The organism is Luteimonas pelagia, assembly GCF_054776035.1.
Genome location: NZ_BAAHCG010000001.1, coordinates 588,930 through 604,837, shown reverse-complemented (window position 1 = coordinate 604,837; position 15,908 = coordinate 588,930). Strand labels below are relative to the sequence as shown.

Here is a 15,908-nt window from a genome sequence, read left to right as displayed (position 1 = left end):
CGGGCCGGTAGAATACCGTTTTGACGCGGGGAGCCGGCATGTCCGACCGTCCTGGGGAAAGCGCAGCCACGCCGCTGGTCGGCATCGTGATGGGCTCGCGATCGGACTGGGAAACGATGCAGCACGCGGCCGCGCGCCTGGAGGCGCTCGGCGTGCCGCACGAGGTGCGCGTGGTGTCCGCGCACCGCACGCCCGACGTGCTGTTCGAGTACGCGGCCACCGCATCGGGTCGCGGCCTGCGCGCGATCATCGCCGGCGCGGGCGGCGCGGCGCACCTGCCGGGCATGCTCGCGGCGAAGACCACCGTCCCCGTCCTCGGCGTGCCCGTGAAGTCGCGTGCGCTCAACGGCATGGATTCGCTGCTGTCGATCGTGCAGATGCCCGCCGGCATCCCCGTCGCGACATTTGCCATCGGCGACGCCGGCGCGGCCAATGCCGCGCTGTTCGCGGCCGCGATGCTGGCGCCGGGCGATGCTTCGATCGCGGGTGCGCTCGAGGCATTCCGCCGCAAGCAGACCGACGACGTGGCGTCGAACGACGACCCGCGCAGGTGAGGCCGCGATGAGCACGACCGTCGGCATCCTCGGGGGCGGCCAGCTGGCACGCATGCTCGCGCTCGCAGGCGCGCCCCTGGGCCTGCGCTTCCTGGTGATGGATACCGTGCCCGATGCCTGCGCTGGCCAGTTCGCGCCGCTGGTGGTGGGCGACTGGCGCGACGAGGCCGCGCTGGCCGAGTTCGCCGGCCGGGTCGACGTGGCCACCTTCGATTTCGAGAACGTGCCGGCCGAGAGCGCGCGCTGGCTCGCCGATCGCATCCCCGTGTTCCCGAATCCGCGCGCGCTCGCGCTGGCGCAGGACCGGCTCGAGGAAAAGACGCTGTTCGGCGACCTCGGCATCCCGTTGCCCCCCTTCGCGGCGGTCGACGACCGCGCCGGGCTGGAGGCCGCCATCGCGCGCATCGGCGCCCCGGCGATCCTCAAGACCCGGCGCCTGGGTTACGACGGCAAGGGCCAGTTCCGGCTGCGCTCCGCCGCTGACTCCGATGCCGCGTGGGAAGCCCTGGGTCGGCAGGCCGGCACGGTCGGGCTGATCCTCGAGGGATTCGTGCGCTTCGACCGGGAACTGAGCGTGCTGGCGGTGCGTGGCCGCGATGGCACGTTCCGGACCTGGCCGCTGGTCGAGAACCGGCACGTCGATGGCGTGCTGTCGACCAGCGTCGCCCCGGCACGGGTGGACGACGCGATGGCGGCGCGCGCGCTCGACCATGCGCGCGCGATCGCGGAGTCGCTGGACTACGTCGGCGTGTTCGCGCTGGAGCTGTTCGAGCGCGACGGCGAACTGCTGGCCAACGAGATGGCGCCCCGCGTCCACAACTCCGGCCACTGGACGATCGAGGGCAGCGAGACCTGCCAGTTCGAGAACCACCTGCGCGCCGTCCTCGGCCTGCCGCTCGGTGACACGCGCATGGTCGGCCACGCCTGCATGCTCAACTGGATCGGCGAGCTGCCGGAATCCGGTCCGATCCTGCGGGAGCCCGGCGCGCACTGGCACGATTACGGCAAGTCCGCGCGGCCCGGGCGGAAGGTCGGCCACGCGACGTTGCGCGCCGACGATGCCGGGGCGCTGGCTTCGGCGCTGGCGCGCGTGGGCGAGGCCATGGGGCGGCAGGACCAGGTGGCGCCGGCCGTCGCGCGGCTCCGCGCGACCTCGTCCTGACTCACGCGGCGGGGCATCGCCCGCCGGGTCCGGGCGAAGCCGGAAACGAAACGGCCGGGCATGCGCCCGGCCGTTCGTGATCGTTCTTGGCGCCGCGCCTCAACGCATGTTCGAGGCCACGAAGTCCCAGTTGACCAGGTTCCAGAACGCCTCGACGTACTTCGGCCGCGCGTTGCGGTAGTCGATGTAGTACGCGTGCTCCCAGACGTCGCAGGTGAGCAGCGCGGTGTCCTCGCCGGTGAGCGGCGTGGCGGCATTGGGCGTGGAGGCGAGCGCGAGGCCGCCGTCCGGGCGCTGCACCAGCCAGGCCCAGCCGGAACCGAAGGTCTTCACCGCGGTCTCGGAGAACTGCTCCTTGAACTTGTCGAAGCCGCCGAAGGCCTTGGCGATCGCGTCGGCCACCTTCCCGGACGGCTCGCCGCCGCCGGACGGGGACAGGCAGTTCCAGTAGAAGGTGTGGTTCCAGACCTGGGCGGCGTTGTTGAACATCGCCCCCTGCGACTTGCGGACGATGTCCTCGAGCGGCATGTCCGCGAACTCGGTGCCCTCGATCATCTTGTTGAGGTTGTCCACGTAGGCCTTGTGGTGCTTGCCGTAGTGGTAGTCCAGCGTCTCGCCGGAGACGTGCGGCTCGAGCGCGGTCCGGTCGTAGGGCAGGGGAGGGAGTTCGATCGCCATGGCGGTCTCCTGTGGCTGGTGGCCGTCGAAACGGGGTGCCGGGCCGCGGCGGGGCCCGCGGCGGCGCGAAGAATTACAATGGACGATTGTATCCCCCCATCCGTCACGCGGCCGTGCATGCCGCGCGGCGCAGGAGCCGCCATGTCCGTGCTCGATCGCATCCAGGCCGAGGTCGATGGCCATCCCATCGTGCTTTTCATGAAGGGCACGCCGCAGTTCCCGATGTGCGGGTTCTCGAGCCGGACCGTGAAAGCACTGCTCGACGCCGGCGCGACGGACCTGCACACGGTCAACGTGCTCGAGGCGCCCGAGGTCCGGGCGAACCTCCCGCGCTTCTCGAACTGGCCGACCTTCCCCCAGCTCTTCATCCACGGCGAACTGATCGGGGGCTGCGACATCACGATCGAGCTGGCCGAGTCAGGCGAACTCGCGCGCATGGTGGCGGAGGCCGGGCGTGGCTGACGGGGCGCGCGCGCTCGACGGGCGCGTCATCCTGCTGACGGGTGCCCACGGCGGGCTCGGGTCCGCCGCCGCGGTCGCGTGCGCCCGCGCGGGCGCCACGCTCATCCTGCTCGGACGTCGGCCGGCGAAGTTGAACCGCGTGTACGACGCGGTCGCGCAGGCCGGTCCGGAGCCGCTGCTGTATCCCATGGACCTGGAAGGGGCGACGCCGGACGACCACCTCGCGCTGGCGAACCGGATCGCGGACGAGGTCGGCCGGCTCGACGGCATCCTCCATTGCGCGGCCGAGTTCAAGGGCCTGACGCCCCTCGAGCAGACCGATCCGGCGGCCGTCGCGCGCGCCCTGCACGTCAACCTGACGGCGCCGGTCTGGCTGACGCAGGCCTGCCTTCCCCTGCTGCGCCGCGCACCGGACGCGGCGGTGGTCTTCCTCATGGACGATCCGGCCCTCGGGGGCGGGGCGTACCGGGGTGGCTACGGCCTCGCCCAGCATGCGCTGCACGGGCTGGTCGGCATGCTGCATGCGGAGCTGGCCAACTCGTCCGTGCGCGTGTCCGGCCTCGTGCCGGGGCCGATGCGCACGCCGCTCCGGGCACGGGCCTACGTCGAGGAGGACGACCGCGTGGCACGCGACCCGGAAACGTATGCCGGCGCGTGCGTGCGGTTGCTCTCTCCCGGGGGCCGGGACGACCGCGGACGCATCCACGTTCCCGGAGCCTGACGCGGGTTCGAGGATCCGCTTGGCGCGCGCACCCGCGCGCGCCGGCCCGGCCGCCGCCGGGATTGCCTACAATGCCGCCCGCCATCGCGCACGCGCGTGTCCCCGGGAAACCGCATGACGATCGCCTCCGCCGCCCTGCTGCTGTTCCTGATCCTGGATCCGCTGGGCAACATCCCCGTCTTCCTGAGCATCCTGCGGCGCCTGCCGCCCAAGCGGCAGCGCCTCGTCATCGCGCGCGAGCTGCTGATCGCCCTCGGCGTGCTGATGCTCTTCCTGTGGGCGGGCAAGTACGCCCTCGAGGCGATGCACCTGCGCCAGGAGTCGGTCTCGATCGCCGGCGGCATCGTGCTGTTCCTGATCGGCATCCGGATGATCTTCCCGCCGCCGGAGGGTCTGATGGGCGAGATCCCGGACGGCGAGCCCTTCATCGTGCCGCTCGCGATCCCGATGGTCGCCGGGCCATCGGGCATGGCCGCCGTGATGCTGATGGGCAGCAGCGAGCCCGACCGGCTGGACGAGTGGAGCCTGGCGCTGATGATCGCCTGGGGCGCGACCGCGGCCATCCTGTTCTCGGCCACCTATCTCTACAAGCTGCTCGGCACCCGGGCGCTGACCGCCATCGAGCGGCTGATGGGCATGTTGCTGGTGGCGCTCTCCGTGCAGATGCTGCTCGATGGCGTGGCGACGTACCTCGGGGGGCTCCCGGCCTCCTGAGGCGATAGCCCGGGGTCTTCACGCCGCTGTCATCGGGGTGTCACCCGGGCTGCCTAGGCTGTTAAACTGTCGTTAACCCTGCGGGCCGGTATGGACGCGGGTCGGGGATCACCCACTACCCGGCTTCCTGCGCACGGTGGACGCCTGCGTCCGCGCCGGTGCGCGCGCCTGAAACCTTCGCTGCACCGCTTCCCATGAGGTCTTTCGCCATGTCCCATCGCACCTCCCCGCGCGCGTCGCGCCTGACGCTCGCGCTCCTCGCCGCCCTGGCGACCGCCCCCGCGTTCGCCCAGACCACGTCCTCCGGCATCGGCGGCATGGTCACCGATTCCACCGGCCAGCCCGTCGCGGGCGCCGATGTCGTGATCACCCACGTCGAGTCGGGCACGGTCAGCCGCGCGACCACCGACGCCAGCGGTCGCTACAACGCGCGCGGCCTGCGCGTCGGCGGCCCCTACACCATCACGGTGACCAAGGAAGGCGCCGGCATGGACACGGAGGAGGGGGTGTACCTCTCGCTCAACCAAGTCAGCAACGTCGACGCGCAACTGGCGTCGGGCGACGCGGTCACGCTGGGCGCGGTGACGGTCACCGCCTCGCGCCTGCTCGACACCTTCAGCCCGGACAACAAGGGCGTGGGCACGTCGGTCGGCGGCCGTGAGCTCGAGATCCTGCCGCAGGCGAACCGTTCGCTGGACGACGTCGCGCGACTCGACCCGCGCATCCAGGTGATCGACGCCGGCGACGGTTCGATCTCGGTGGCGGGCGTCAACAACCGCTACAACAACATCTCGGTCGACGGCATGTCGCAGGGCGACCCGTTCGGCCTCAACGCCAACGGCATGCCCTACATCGGCACGCCGATCTCGGTCGACACGATCGAGGCGTACGACCTGAAGGTGTCCGACTACGACGTCGGTGCCGACACCGTCGGCGCGACCGTCAATGCCGTGACCAAGTCCGGCACCAACGAGTTCCACGGCTCGATCTACCACGCCCGCCGCGACGCCGACTGGATGGGCAACCTCGAGGGCGAGGGCTACACCGGCTTCGACGTGGACAAGACCAGCGGCTTCACGGTCGGCGGCCCGATCGTCAAGGACCGCCTGTTCTTCTTCGCCGGTTACGAAGAGCAGACCATCGAGAACTTCGGCGGCTCCTCCACCTCCGACGGCATCGCCAACGGCGACGTGACCGCGGCCGACGTCCAGGAGGCCATCCGGATCGCCAACGAGCTCGGCCTGCAGCCGGGCGTGTACGGCCAGACGGGCATCAACCTCGACAACAAGCGCTACCTCGCCAAGATCGACTGGAACATCAACGACTGGCACCGCGCCAGCCTGACCTACCAGCAGACCGAGGAGTTCCGCCCGACGCCGTACGACGCGTTCTCCGACACGGTCGTGCTGAGCAGCCACTGGTACAACATCGACAACATCACCAAGAACACCTCGCTGCAGGTGTTCAGCGACTGGACCCAGGACTTCTCGACCGAGGTCAAGATCAGCCACCAGACCTTCGACCAGGTCAACGGCAACCCGGTCAACCAGCCGGAAGTCGAGGTCGAGGTCGCGAACGGCGGCTCGATCTTCATCGGCGAGGACAACAACCGCCACGAGAACCAGATCAACACCGACCGGATCGCGGCCACCTTCGCCGGCACGTACTACGTCGGCGACCACGAGATCAAGGGCGGCTTCGACTACCTGCGCCACGACGTGTTCAACCTGTACGGCCGCGACTACCACGGCTCGTACGTGTTCGAGAGCCTGGCCGACTTCGAGGCGGGCAACTACGACGTCTACAACCTGCGCACCCCGGCCGCCGGCTTTTCCGAGGCCGACACCGCCGCCGCGCTGGTGTACAGCCAGTTCAGCCCGTTCATCCAGGACACCTGGCAGGCCACCGACGCGCTGTCGCTGACCTACGGCGTGCGCGTCAACATCCCGAAGGCCGACAAGGCCCCGCCGCAGACCCCGGGCTTCGAAGAGGCGTTCGGCTTCCCGAACGACTACAAGCTGGGCTCCGACAACAAGGTCGTGCTGCCCCGCCTGTCGTTCAACTACACCTTCGACACCGAGCGCTACTCGCAACTGCGCGGCGGCATCGGCGCGTTCCAGAGCGTGCCGCCGTTCGTGTGGCTGGCGAACCCGTACCAGAACAACGGCGTGACGCTCACTTCCTACCGGTCGTTCGACCCGGCCACCGCGCCGTTCAGCCCCAACCCGTACAACCAGAACGTGCCGCCGGGCGGCTCGGGCTTCAACCAGATCGACGCCATCGATCCGGACTTCAAGCTCCCCACCGTGTGGAAGGCGAGCCTGGGCTACGACGCAGAGCTGCCGTGGTACGGCCTGGTGGGCTCGATCGAGCTGCAGACGATCCGCGCCAAGGACGCCGCGTTCTACCAGGCGCTGAACATCGGCGAAGTCCAGGGCCAGCTGGCCGACGGCCGCAACAGCTACTGGTGCACCCTGGGTTCGACCTCCAGCTCGAACAAGAACTGCGGCCGCAACTCGGCCTTCAGCTACAACTCGACCGTGCTCGGCAACACCGACGAGGGCCAGTCGACCTCGCTGACGCTGTCGCTGGAGAAGCCGCTGTCGAACAACTGGTACGGCAGCTTCAGCTACACCTACACGGATGCCAGCGAAGTCGGTTCCGACGCGAGCTCCCAGGCGTTCTCGAGCTACCAGTACGTGTCGCGCGTGAACCCGAACGAGGAGATCGCCACCACCGCCAGCCGCGAGATCCCGAATTCCGTCAAGCTCTCGCTCGGTTGGGAGAAGGCGCTGTTCGGTGACTACCGCACCAGCGTGACGGCCTTCTACAACGGCCGCGACGGCCTGCCGTACACCTGGCTCGTCAACGGCGACGCGAACGGCGACGGCATCTTCCAGGATCCGGCGTACATCCCGTTCGTCAACGACCCGAACGTCAGCTACGGCTCGGCCACGGCGGACCAGATCGCGGCGTTCCACGAGTTCATCGCGAACGACCCGTACCTGCAGTCGCGCCGCGGCATGATCGCGGGCCGCAACGAAGGCCGACTGCCGTGGGTGAACCAGGTCGACCTGGGCCTCCAGCAGGAACTGCCGGGCTTCTTCGCCGAGCACAAGTCGGTCGTCCGCCTGGACATCTACAACTTCCTCAACCTCCTCAACAACGACTGGGGCGTGACGGAAGAGATCGGCGGATTCGACACGCGCTACCTGGCGCGCCTGGGTGGCGTCAATGCCGACGGCACGTACGTGTACGACCTCGGCACGCCGGACAACCCGTCGTGGCAGAGCCTGCGTCCGTACGAGGGTCGCGTCCCGCGCGTCGTGTCGCGCTGGTCGGCGATGCTGACGTTCCGCTACGAGTTCTGATCCCCGCGATCAGCGTGTCATGAGAGCGGCCGGGGCAACCCGGCCGCTTTCTTTTTGCCCGCCCGGCGGCGCGCATCCGCGGCGTCACCCGCCACCTCGCGGCGGGCGCGTTGCGCTAGAGTCGCGCCATGGAACCCAACAACCCCGACGACGCGGCCACCGAGGCGCCGCGTCCGGCCCGGCGCGCACGCCCGGCCACGCTGCCGACCGTCGACGCGAGCATCTACCCCCGCGGCGTGGCGGCCCTCGACATCCTGTCCCGCCTGGAGGTCGCGCGCCTCCGCGACGCGTCCGCCGGAGGCATGCACGACCTGCTCCGCCGCTGCGCGCTCGCGGTGCTCACGAGCGGCGCGACGTCGGACGACCCCCGCGCGGCCGCCGAGCTGTACCCCCATTTCGACATCCAGGTGGAGCAGCACGACAGGGGCCTGCAGATCGACCTGAGGAACGCACCGGCGATCGCCTTCGTCGACGGGCAGATCATCCGCGGCGTGGCGGAACTGCTGTTCGCCGTCGTGCGCGACCTGGCCTGGACAGCCATCGAGCTGCGCGACGAGGCGACGGACCTGGCCACGACCGGCGGCATCACCGACGCGGTCTTCGGCCTGCTGCGCAACGCGCGCATCCTGAAGCGGACCGACCCGAACCTCGTCGTCTGCTGGGGTGGCCATTCCATCAGCCGCGACGAATACCTCTACACCAAGGAGGTCGGCTACAGCCTCGGCCTGCGCGGCATGGACATCTGCACCGGCTGCGGGCCGGGCGCGATGAAGGGGCCGATGAAGGGCGCGACCATCGCGCACGCGAAGCAGCGCCAGCGCAACGTCCGCTACATCGGCGTGACCGAGCCGGGCATCATCGCGGCCGAATCGCCGAACCCGATCGTCAACAACCTGGTGATCATGCCGGACATCGAGAAGCGCCTGGAGGCGTTCGTCCGCATCGGCCACGGCTTCATCGTGTTCCCCGGCGGGGTGGGCACGGCCGAGGAGATCCTCTACCTGCTGGGCATCCTGCTGCGCGAGGAAAACCGGCACCTGCCGTTCCCGCTGGTGTTCACGGGTCCCACCGCGGCGGCGCCGTACTTCGAGCAGATCGACCGCTTCATCCGCCTCACGCTGGGCGACGAGGCGACCGAGCGCTACCAGATGATCATCGACGACCCCGAGGCCGCGGCGCAGGTGATGGCGGCCGGCATCAAGCGCGTCCGCGAACACCGCCTGAAGGCGAGGGACTCGTTCTTCTTCAACTGGTCCCTGCACATCCCGCACGCGTTCCAGCAGCGCTTCGACCCCACGCACGAGGCCATGGCGGCGCTCGACATCAATCCCGGACGCGTCGCGTGCGACCTGGCCGCGGACCTGCGCCGCGCGTTCTCGGGCATCGTGGCCGGCAACGTCAAGGAGGAGGGCATGCGCCGGGTGGAGGCGCACGGCCCGTTCGACATCCGTGGCAACCCGGACATGATGGAGGCGCTGGACGGCCTGCTGCGCGCGTTCGTCGAGCAGCGGCGGATGAAGATCGCCGGCGAGTACCGGCCCTGCTACCGCGTGGTCACCTGACGCGCGGCCTCAGTTGCAGGAGGCGGTGGCCCAGCTCGGCTTGCCCTTGCTGTTCTCGTTCAACGTCAGCGTGCCGCAGCGGTCGCCGGCCTGCGCGCCGATCGGTGCGGCGGTGATGACGAACGTGCTCGGCGTCGCGGTCGGCAGCGACAGGTTGTAGAACGCGGAGTCGTAGCTGTCGACGTTCGGATAGGTGCCGGAGCCGCAGGGCGTTGGTGCGCAGTTCGCGTACGACGGGTTCTCGGCGCGCCACCGCTCGAGGTCCAGCTGGAGTTGGCCGACCGCGCGCGAGGCGTCCGCGCGGCGGCTCTTGCGCACCTGTTCCCGGTAACCGGGGAGCGCGATGGCCGCGATGATCGCGATGATCACGACCACGACCATCAGTTCGATCAGGGTGAAACCACTCGACTTGCGCATGCCCTTCGCCCCCGTCCCCCTCAGGATGGCGCGATGGTATCACCGGCCCGGGGGCGGCAAGGCCCGGCCAGCGGGCGTCCGTCGCCCATGGGGCGCCGTCCGTCCGGAGTCGCTTGCCGCGTCCCGGCGGCCTCCCTAGATTCCCTCCGGGGACACGAGGATGCGGCAGATGCGGCAGACAGGCGCACGACTCCCGGCGGGTTTCACGCTCGTCGAACTGATGATCACGTTGACGGTGCTGGCGATACTGATCGCGCTGGCGACGCCGTCGTTCCGGGACTTCTTCGACCGTTACCGCCTCCGCGGGGCCGCCGACGACGCGATGAGCCTGATCGCCGGCGCCCGCACCGCGGCCGTGGAGAACAACCGGGAGGTCAACATCGACTTCGGCGGGACGACGACGAACTGGTGCATCGGCGCGAACGCCGCACTCGACCCCGGAACGCCGGGGCAGCCTTACCCGGCCGCCGTCGCGTGCGACTGCACGAACGCCGCGCAGTGCCAGGTCGAAGGACAGCGGCTGGCGGTCGACCAGGGCGAGCACCGGGGCGTGACCGTGGATGCGGTCACCGCCAACTACACCTTCAACCACAAGCTCGGGACCACCACCAGCGGCGGGGCGATCGTCGCGCCGACCACGGTGGTCTTCACCTCGCCCTCCGGCAAATACGACCTGGCGCTGCAGGTGAGCGCGCTGGGGCAGGCCAGGGTCTGCGTCCCGGCCGGCGAGCCGCCGGTCGCGGGGGTGCCGTCATGCTGACGTCCAGCATCCGCAGGCCGGCGCGGAACGCCGCCGGCGTCACGCTCGTGGAGATGATGGTCGCGCTGGCCGTGGGCCTGATCGTGGTCGGCGCGGTCCTCGCGCTGCTGCTTTCGATCATGCGCTCCAACCAGCAGACCATCCAGGCCACGCGCCTGACGCAGGAGCTGCGCGCCACCGCCGAGCTGATCAACAACGACCTGCGCCGCGCGCGCGGTGTCGACGACCCGCTGTCGGTCGCCAAGCTGGCCGCTGGCAACCCCTTCAAGGACATCACCGTCGGCGCGAGCTGCGTGCAGTACGCCTATGACGGCGGCGTCGGTGGCGACTTCCGCTCCGTGCGCCTGGCCGGCGGCAAGGTCGTCATCGCCGCGAACGCCGCCGTGGCGAACTGCGGAACGGCGGGCGTGGCCCTGACCTCGGATGGCGTCGTCATCGAGTCGCTGGTGTTCTCGGCTCCGGGCGCGCCGCCCGCGGACCGCGTGCGCCAGATCGACATGACCATCACGGGGCGCCTCGCCAACCCGGATCCGGGCGTGGCGGCGATCCGCCGGACCATCACCCAGTCCATCTTCATCCCCTCGGTGGGCGTCGGGAGCTGACCATGAATCCTCGTGCCATCCGTCCCACCATGCGCGCCCGCACGGGCCAGCGCGGTTCGGTCCTGATCATCGCCATCGTCCTGCTGCTGCTCGCGGGCGTGATGACGCTGCTCGCGCTGAACGTCGGCGCCTTCGAGCAGCGCACGACCTCCAACGACCTGCGCGCGAAGATGGTGCGGGAGCTCGGCGAGGCGGGCGTCGCGCAGGGCGCGGAGTTCCTGTTCCGCCAGCATCCCGACTGGCTCGCCGACACCGGGCGCTGGGAGGCCTGCGGCACGGCCGACACGACGTTCCCGTGCGGTGCCGTGGAGCAGTTCGAGCCCGACGGCGTGACGCCGCGCCGGGCGAATTTCTATCGCCTCGAGGCGCAGGCCAACGCGATCGCCGACATCCCCTCGGAGATGTCGCAGTACATGCTGCCGATGGGCAACAAGATCGCGACCGTCGGCAACGGCGAGCAGGCGGCCTACGGCGTGGCGCCGCTTACGTGCTTCACGGAACGTCCCGATGCGGCGGATCCGCCGGAAACCCCGATCCGGTGCGGCGACGGTGCTTCGGCGCTGTCCACCGACTTGCGCATCGTCACCTTCGTGAGCGTGGCGCGGTTGCCGAACGAGAACGCGCGCGTGACGCTGGTCAACACGGTCGGGTCGTACCCGCTGCTCGGTGATCTCTCCGGCCAGCCGCCGCTCACCGCGTCGGGCTCGGCGGACATTACCGGCGGCCTGCAGATCGTGACCAATCCCAACGCCGGAGGCGCGGGCGTGCCGGTGTCCGTCTGGACCCGACGGGACATCCAGAAGACGGGTACGCCGAACACCTGTTACGCGGACGAGTTCTACCGCTACACCAAGAACAACGTCACGCCGACCCTGGTGGCCGGTACCAGCAGCATCCGCTGCGATACCTGCCAATGCGACGTCAACGGCGCGCCGAACACCCTGTCGTACGACAACAGCGGCAACCTCCAGGACGAAGGCATCGACATCCTGGACGTGGAGGGCAACTCGACGCAGCGGGGCACCGGCACGAATCACAACGTGCGCGCGGACAGCCTCTCGTACCCGATCTGCGAATTCCCGCCCGACCTGTTCCAGCTCTCCTTCCGGATCAAAGCCTGGACCGACACGGACGGAGACTGCTTCGCCGAGACGAAGGTCATGACGCAGTACCGGAACCCGAACTCCGGAGCGCTGGTCACGATGGGCGCGGACGAGGCGTGGCTGTACGAACACGCCGACAAGATCATCCCCGCCAATGACGCCGCGCACACCTACGCGGGGGTCCAGAGCAGCACGCTGCTCAAGCCCGGGCAGTTGGGGACCTCCGCCCTCCTGTCGAGCACGGCGTCGAGCGGCATCATCTGGTGCCAGGCGAACTGCGACATCGGCGCGAACACCGAGGTGGGGTCGGCCGCCGCGCCGGTGATCCTCATCCTGGACGGGCCTGACGTGCGGATCCAGGGCGTGGTCTGGGGCTTCGTCTTCATCCGATCCACCGACAACAACCCGGCCAGCCCGGCCGTCGCCAACGCCACGACCGGCGGCACGGCAACGCTCCGCATGAACGCGGGGGCCGTGGTCTACGGCGCGATGGTCGTCCAGGGCCAGGTCGAGAAGGCGAACGGCACGGCCTCGATCGTCTATGACGGCAACGTCCTTGCGACGCTCGAGGATTCGCTGGGCAGCGAATTCGCCACGCTGCCGGGCGCCTGGAACGACCAGCGGACCTACTGACGGGACATGACCATGAAGATCTCCAATCGCTTCGGGCCATCGGCACCGCGCCGCCCGCGCGGCTTCAGCCTCCTCGAGGTCCTGATCGCCGTCGTGGTGCTGTCGACCGGGTTCCTCGCGCTGGCCGCGCTGCAGGGCAGCCTGGCGCGCGCATCGGCCGACGCCAAGATCCGCACCCAGGTCGCCGCGATGATGCAGGCGCGGATGGACCAGCTGCGGGCGATCGGTTACTTCAGCGCCGATGACGCGACCGACTCCTGCGCCGCGAATGCCGGGGCGACCGATGGCAGCGACTTCGTCACGGCCGCGTTCTGCACGCAGAACGCATTGTCCGCGTTCACGCTGGTGCAGGAAGTCGATACCTGGACAAGCGCCGTGGGCGCGAATTCGTTCGCCGTGGGCGCGCCCGCGGACGTCAACGACCCGCAGTTCAAGCGCGTGGTGCTGCGCGCGCAGTGGACCGACGCGACCGGCGCCAGCCGGCAGATGGCGATGAGTTCGGACCTGAGCGAGCTGAGCCTGAAGGACAGCCTGGTCGAGCCACCGGACGACGAGAGCCTGGACACCATGGCCCCGCTGGTCCGCCAGGACAATCCGGCGACCGCCGGCGTCATCCCGATCGCCCTGGGCGACGGCAGCGCCTCGGCAGCCTCGAACCCCACGCCGGAACTCGTGGGCCGCAACAACAACGTCGAGATCGTGGGCACGAAGTTCAACGTGCTGACCTATGCGCCGTCCGGTGGCGGCTTCCAGATCCAGCGGCGCTTCGAGAACCAGGTCGTCAAGTGCAGCTGCACCTACGGCGCCGGCGGCAACAACCTGCCCGAGATCTGGCGCGCGCCGCAGTGGCCGGCGATCTGGACGGGCGAGCGCTACGACGTCTTCGTCCCGGACACGGCCATGACCGCCCCCGGCGCGCGGATCAATTCGCCCGCCGGCCCCACGTCCGGCGTCAGCCAGAGCGCCCTCTGCCAGGAGTGCTGCCGCGACCACCACGACAACGCCACCGACACGCCCCGGTTCGATCCCGAGCGGGACGGCGCCACCCTCGGCTACGGCAAGTATCGTCGCGACAACAGCAACAACCTGGTCGACCAGAACAACCTGGTGAACGGGCAGTACCTCGCCTCCTGCCGCGTGATCCGGGTGGACGGTTTCTGGCGCACGGCGTCGGACATGTACCAGCGCCAGTTCGGCCTGCTCGAGACCACGCCGGTGGCCAGCGTCGAGGCCAAGAGCGGGCTCGTCACGGGGCCGGCCACCAGCGCCTACGAGACCTTCGTCAAGGACTACCTGGATGCCTACGACGGCTCGCAGGCGACGGCGCCCGGCAACGCGGACACGATCTTCAACGCCCTGACCGCGCTCAACCAGCCGCAGGACGTGGACATCGCGGTGCCCTCGAACACCGACTACCGATACCTGCATGGCCGCGGCCTGTTCGTCGACTACCTCGAGGCGGACGCCCGCGACCTGATCGAGGACAAGTTCGACGACTGCCCGAACGGGACGCCGAAAGCGGACTGCGTGCTCCCGTACCTTCCGTTCTCGTCGATCAACCTCACGGAGATCGCGACCTGGACCTCCAGCAATCCGTCGATCCTGCTGGTGAACTCGGGCAACCTGCTCGCAAGCAACCCGACCCAGCCGTCCGGCAGCCGTTCGATCGGTCGCGCGAACGGAACCGCGGACAACACGGGCACCGTCCGGGTGTCGAACTCGGGCGTCGCCGTCAGCGGCTCGATCGCGGGTGGCATCGATCCGCAGGACGCCACGACCCTGAAGAACGACGTGCAGGCGTTCGAGGTCGGTGGCACGGGCGATCCGACCGGCACGGGGGATGCCTTCAACGTCCGCGTGGCCGGCGGGGGCACGAATCCCTTCGTGTTCTATACCGTGGTCGCCGATTCCGGCGAGTGCTTCAAGCCGGCCGGTTCCGACCATGCCTGTGCGACCAACACGGTCCTTGGTGCCGGCGGGCTTTCGGGTTCGATCCGCCTTGCCAACTACTGGCTCGAGACCACGACCCAGCAGTCGGTGACCGCGACGTGCACGCTGCCCAACAACAACACGGTGGCCAGGACCCAGACGCTGGCGGTGCCGACCTTCGTCAACTACCAGGTCGCGACCGTGACCCGGAACGGGTCGGCCGACGGCACCATTGGTGCCGCCTCCACCGACAACAAGACGACCGAGTCCACGACCGTGACGTTCGGCGCGATCGCTGCGAACGACCTGATCGTGGCCACGCTCACGGAGCAGAACCGCAGCTACGCGACGGTCCAGAGCTGCACGACGAAGAACAACAGCAACGAGATCAACAACGTCGTCTGGTCCAGGCCCTGGACCCAGCCCTGAGCCGGTGGCGCCGTGTTGACGCTGCAGGCGGGGGCGAGCAAAATACGCGCCCCCGCCCGAATAGCTCAGCTGGTTAGAGCACTTGACTGTTAATCAGGGGGTCGTTGGTTCGAGTCCAACTTCGGGCGCCAGACTCCGGCGAAGGCCCGCCACCAGGCGGGCCTTCCGCTTCTCCGGCCCCGGGCGGCTCAGGGCGCATCCACGCACCGTCGTGCAGCCGCACGGCCGGGCCGCCCCTCGCGCAGCCGGCCGGTGTTGGCCAGCACCAGCGTCACCGCCGAAGCTGGCCCCCGCCCGTCGCACAGCGTGAAGGTGGCATTCGAGCCCACGTTGCCGCCGTTCGGCTGGAACACCAGCCGCGTGCGCCCCGCCGTGCTGAACAGCCGGATGCCATCCGGCAATCGCGGCTGGTGGGCGAGCATCGCCTCGTCCTCGCCGCGGGACCGGTCCGCGTCCTCGTCCACGAAGGCCATCCAGCCCCGGTGCCAGGCCTGCGCGCCGCTGCAGGCCTGGCCGTCATGGCTCGCGCACAGCACCACGTGGCGTCCGCTGGCCGCCGAGCGCGCGGTCGACGCGAGCATGGATGCGAGCAGGGCGGCTTTCGCCTGACCGGCACCGGCGGCCTGCCGCGCCGCGCCGAGGCGCGGCAGCGCGATGGCGGCGAGGATCCCGATGATCGCGAGGACGACGAGCGCCTCGATCGCGGTGAAGCCCCGGCAGGGGCGTGGCGACGTGGTTGCGTCACGGTTTCGGCGCGTTGCCATCGTTTCGGCCTCGGATGGGGTGCGGCCAAGCTTCGAAGCGCGGGGAC

14 protein-coding genes and 1 tRNA gene are annotated in these 15,908 nt (G+C 69.6%); 12 read left to right on the top strand and 3 right to left on the bottom strand.

Annotation, left to right across the window (positions count from 1 at the left end; genetic code table 11):
- Nucleotides 1–38: 38 nt before the first annotated feature.
- Nucleotides 39–554: a 5-(carboxyamino)imidazole ribonucleotide mutase gene (gene purE, locus ACYU7H_RS02755; protein ID WP_460812288.1), complete on the top strand. Its 516-nt coding sequence runs from the start codon at nt 39–41 to the stop codon at nt 552–554.
- Nucleotides 555–561: 7 nt separating this feature from the next.
- A complete protein-coding gene (locus tag ACYU7H_RS02750; RefSeq protein ID WP_460812287.1) occupies nt 562–1,716 on the top strand; it encodes a 5-(carboxyamino)imidazole ribonucleotide synthase in 1,155 nt (384 codons plus the stop codon).
- 99 nt (nt 1,717–1,815) lie between these two features.
- Here ACYU7H_RS02750 and ACYU7H_RS02745 read toward each other — a convergent pair whose 3' ends face one another.
- Nucleotides 1,816–2,394: a superoxide dismutase gene (locus ACYU7H_RS02745; RefSeq protein WP_460812285.1), complete on the bottom strand. Its 579-nt coding sequence runs from the start codon at nt 2,392–2,394 to the stop codon at nt 1,816–1,818.
- A 141-nt stretch (nt 2,395–2,535) separates the two neighbouring features.
- On the opposite strand from ACYU7H_RS02745, the gene grxD reads away from it, so the two are divergent.
- The 5 genes from grxD (at nt 2,536) to ppnN (ending at nt 9,224) form a co-directional block, all read left to right on the top strand.
- Nucleotides 2,536–2,856, top strand: a complete 321-nt coding sequence (grxD, locus tag ACYU7H_RS02740) for a Grx4 family monothiol glutaredoxin (RefSeq protein WP_460812284.1) — start codon at nt 2,536–2,538, stop codon at nt 2,854–2,856.
- Nucleotides 2,849–3,577, top strand: coding sequence for an SDR family NAD(P)-dependent oxidoreductase (locus ACYU7H_RS02735; RefSeq protein ID WP_460812283.1), 729 nt, complete (start codon nt 2,849–2,851; stop codon nt 3,575–3,577). The genes grxD and ACYU7H_RS02735 overlap by 8 nt, the downstream gene beginning before the upstream one ends.
- A 114-nt stretch (nt 3,578–3,691) precedes the next feature.
- Nucleotides 3,692–4,291 carry a YhgN family NAAT transporter gene (locus ACYU7H_RS02730; protein WP_460812281.1) on the top strand — a complete coding sequence of 200 codons (600 nt, stop codon included), beginning with the start codon at nt 3,692–3,694 and terminating at the stop codon, nt 4,289–4,291.
- Nucleotides 4,292–4,500: 209 nt separating this feature from the next.
- Nucleotides 4,501–7,662 carry a TonB-dependent receptor gene (locus ACYU7H_RS02725; protein WP_460812280.1) on the top strand — a complete coding sequence of 1,054 codons (3,162 nt, stop codon included), beginning with the start codon at nt 4,501–4,503 and terminating at the stop codon, nt 7,660–7,662.
- A gap of 128 nt (nt 7,663–7,790) precedes the next feature.
- Entirely contained in the window at nt 7,791–9,224 is a 1,434-nt protein-coding gene (ppnN, locus tag ACYU7H_RS02720; RefSeq protein ID WP_460812278.1) for a nucleotide 5'-monophosphate nucleosidase PpnN, read from the top strand.
- A 9-nt stretch (nt 9,225–9,233) separates the two neighbouring features.
- On the opposite strand, the gene ACYU7H_RS02715 is transcribed toward ppnN, so the two are convergent.
- Nucleotides 9,234–9,641 (bottom strand): type IV pilin protein, encoded by a 408-nt coding sequence (locus ACYU7H_RS02715; RefSeq protein ID WP_460812277.1) that lies wholly within the window; start codon nt 9,639–9,641, stop codon nt 9,234–9,236.
- A gap of 169 nt (nt 9,642–9,810) precedes the next feature.
- Here ACYU7H_RS02715 and ACYU7H_RS02710 point away from each other — a divergent pair, with 169 nt between their 5' ends.
- The 5 genes from ACYU7H_RS02710 (at nt 9,811) to ACYU7H_RS02690 (ending at nt 15,228) form a co-directional block, all read left to right on the top strand.
- The gene (locus tag ACYU7H_RS02710; RefSeq protein ID WP_460812276.1) at nt 9,811–10,401 is read left to right on the top strand and encodes a GspH/FimT family pseudopilin; all 591 of its coding nucleotides are present in this window, start codon (nt 9,811–9,813) and stop codon (nt 10,399–10,401) included.
- Complete coding sequence (locus ACYU7H_RS02705; RefSeq protein WP_460812274.1) at nt 10,395–11,003, top strand: PilW family protein; 609 nt, start codon at nt 10,395–10,397, stop codon at nt 11,001–11,003. Before ACYU7H_RS02710 ends, ACYU7H_RS02705 begins: the two co-directional genes overlap by 7 nt.
- A 2-nt stretch (nt 11,004–11,005) precedes the next feature.
- The gene (locus ACYU7H_RS02700; RefSeq protein WP_460812273.1) at nt 11,006–12,739 is read left to right on the top strand and encodes a hypothetical protein; all 1,734 of its coding nucleotides are present in this window, start codon (nt 11,006–11,008) and stop codon (nt 12,737–12,739) included.
- Nucleotides 12,740–12,751: 12 nt separating this feature from the next.
- The gene (locus ACYU7H_RS02695) at nt 12,752–15,097 is read left to right on the top strand and encodes a prepilin-type N-terminal cleavage/methylation domain-containing protein (RefSeq protein WP_460812271.1); all 2,346 of its coding nucleotides are present in this window, start codon (nt 12,752–12,754) and stop codon (nt 15,095–15,097) included.
- Nucleotides 15,098–15,151: 54 nt separating this feature from the next.
- A tRNA-Asn gene (locus ACYU7H_RS02690) sits at nt 15,152–15,228 on the top strand.
- 57 nt (nt 15,229–15,285) lie between these two features.
- On the opposite strand, the gene ACYU7H_RS02685 is transcribed toward ACYU7H_RS02690, so the two are convergent.
- Nucleotides 15,286–15,861 (bottom strand): GspH/FimT family protein, encoded by a 576-nt coding sequence (locus ACYU7H_RS02685; protein ID WP_460812270.1) that lies wholly within the window; start codon nt 15,859–15,861, stop codon nt 15,286–15,288.
- Nucleotides 15,862–15,908: the final 47 nt, after the last annotated feature.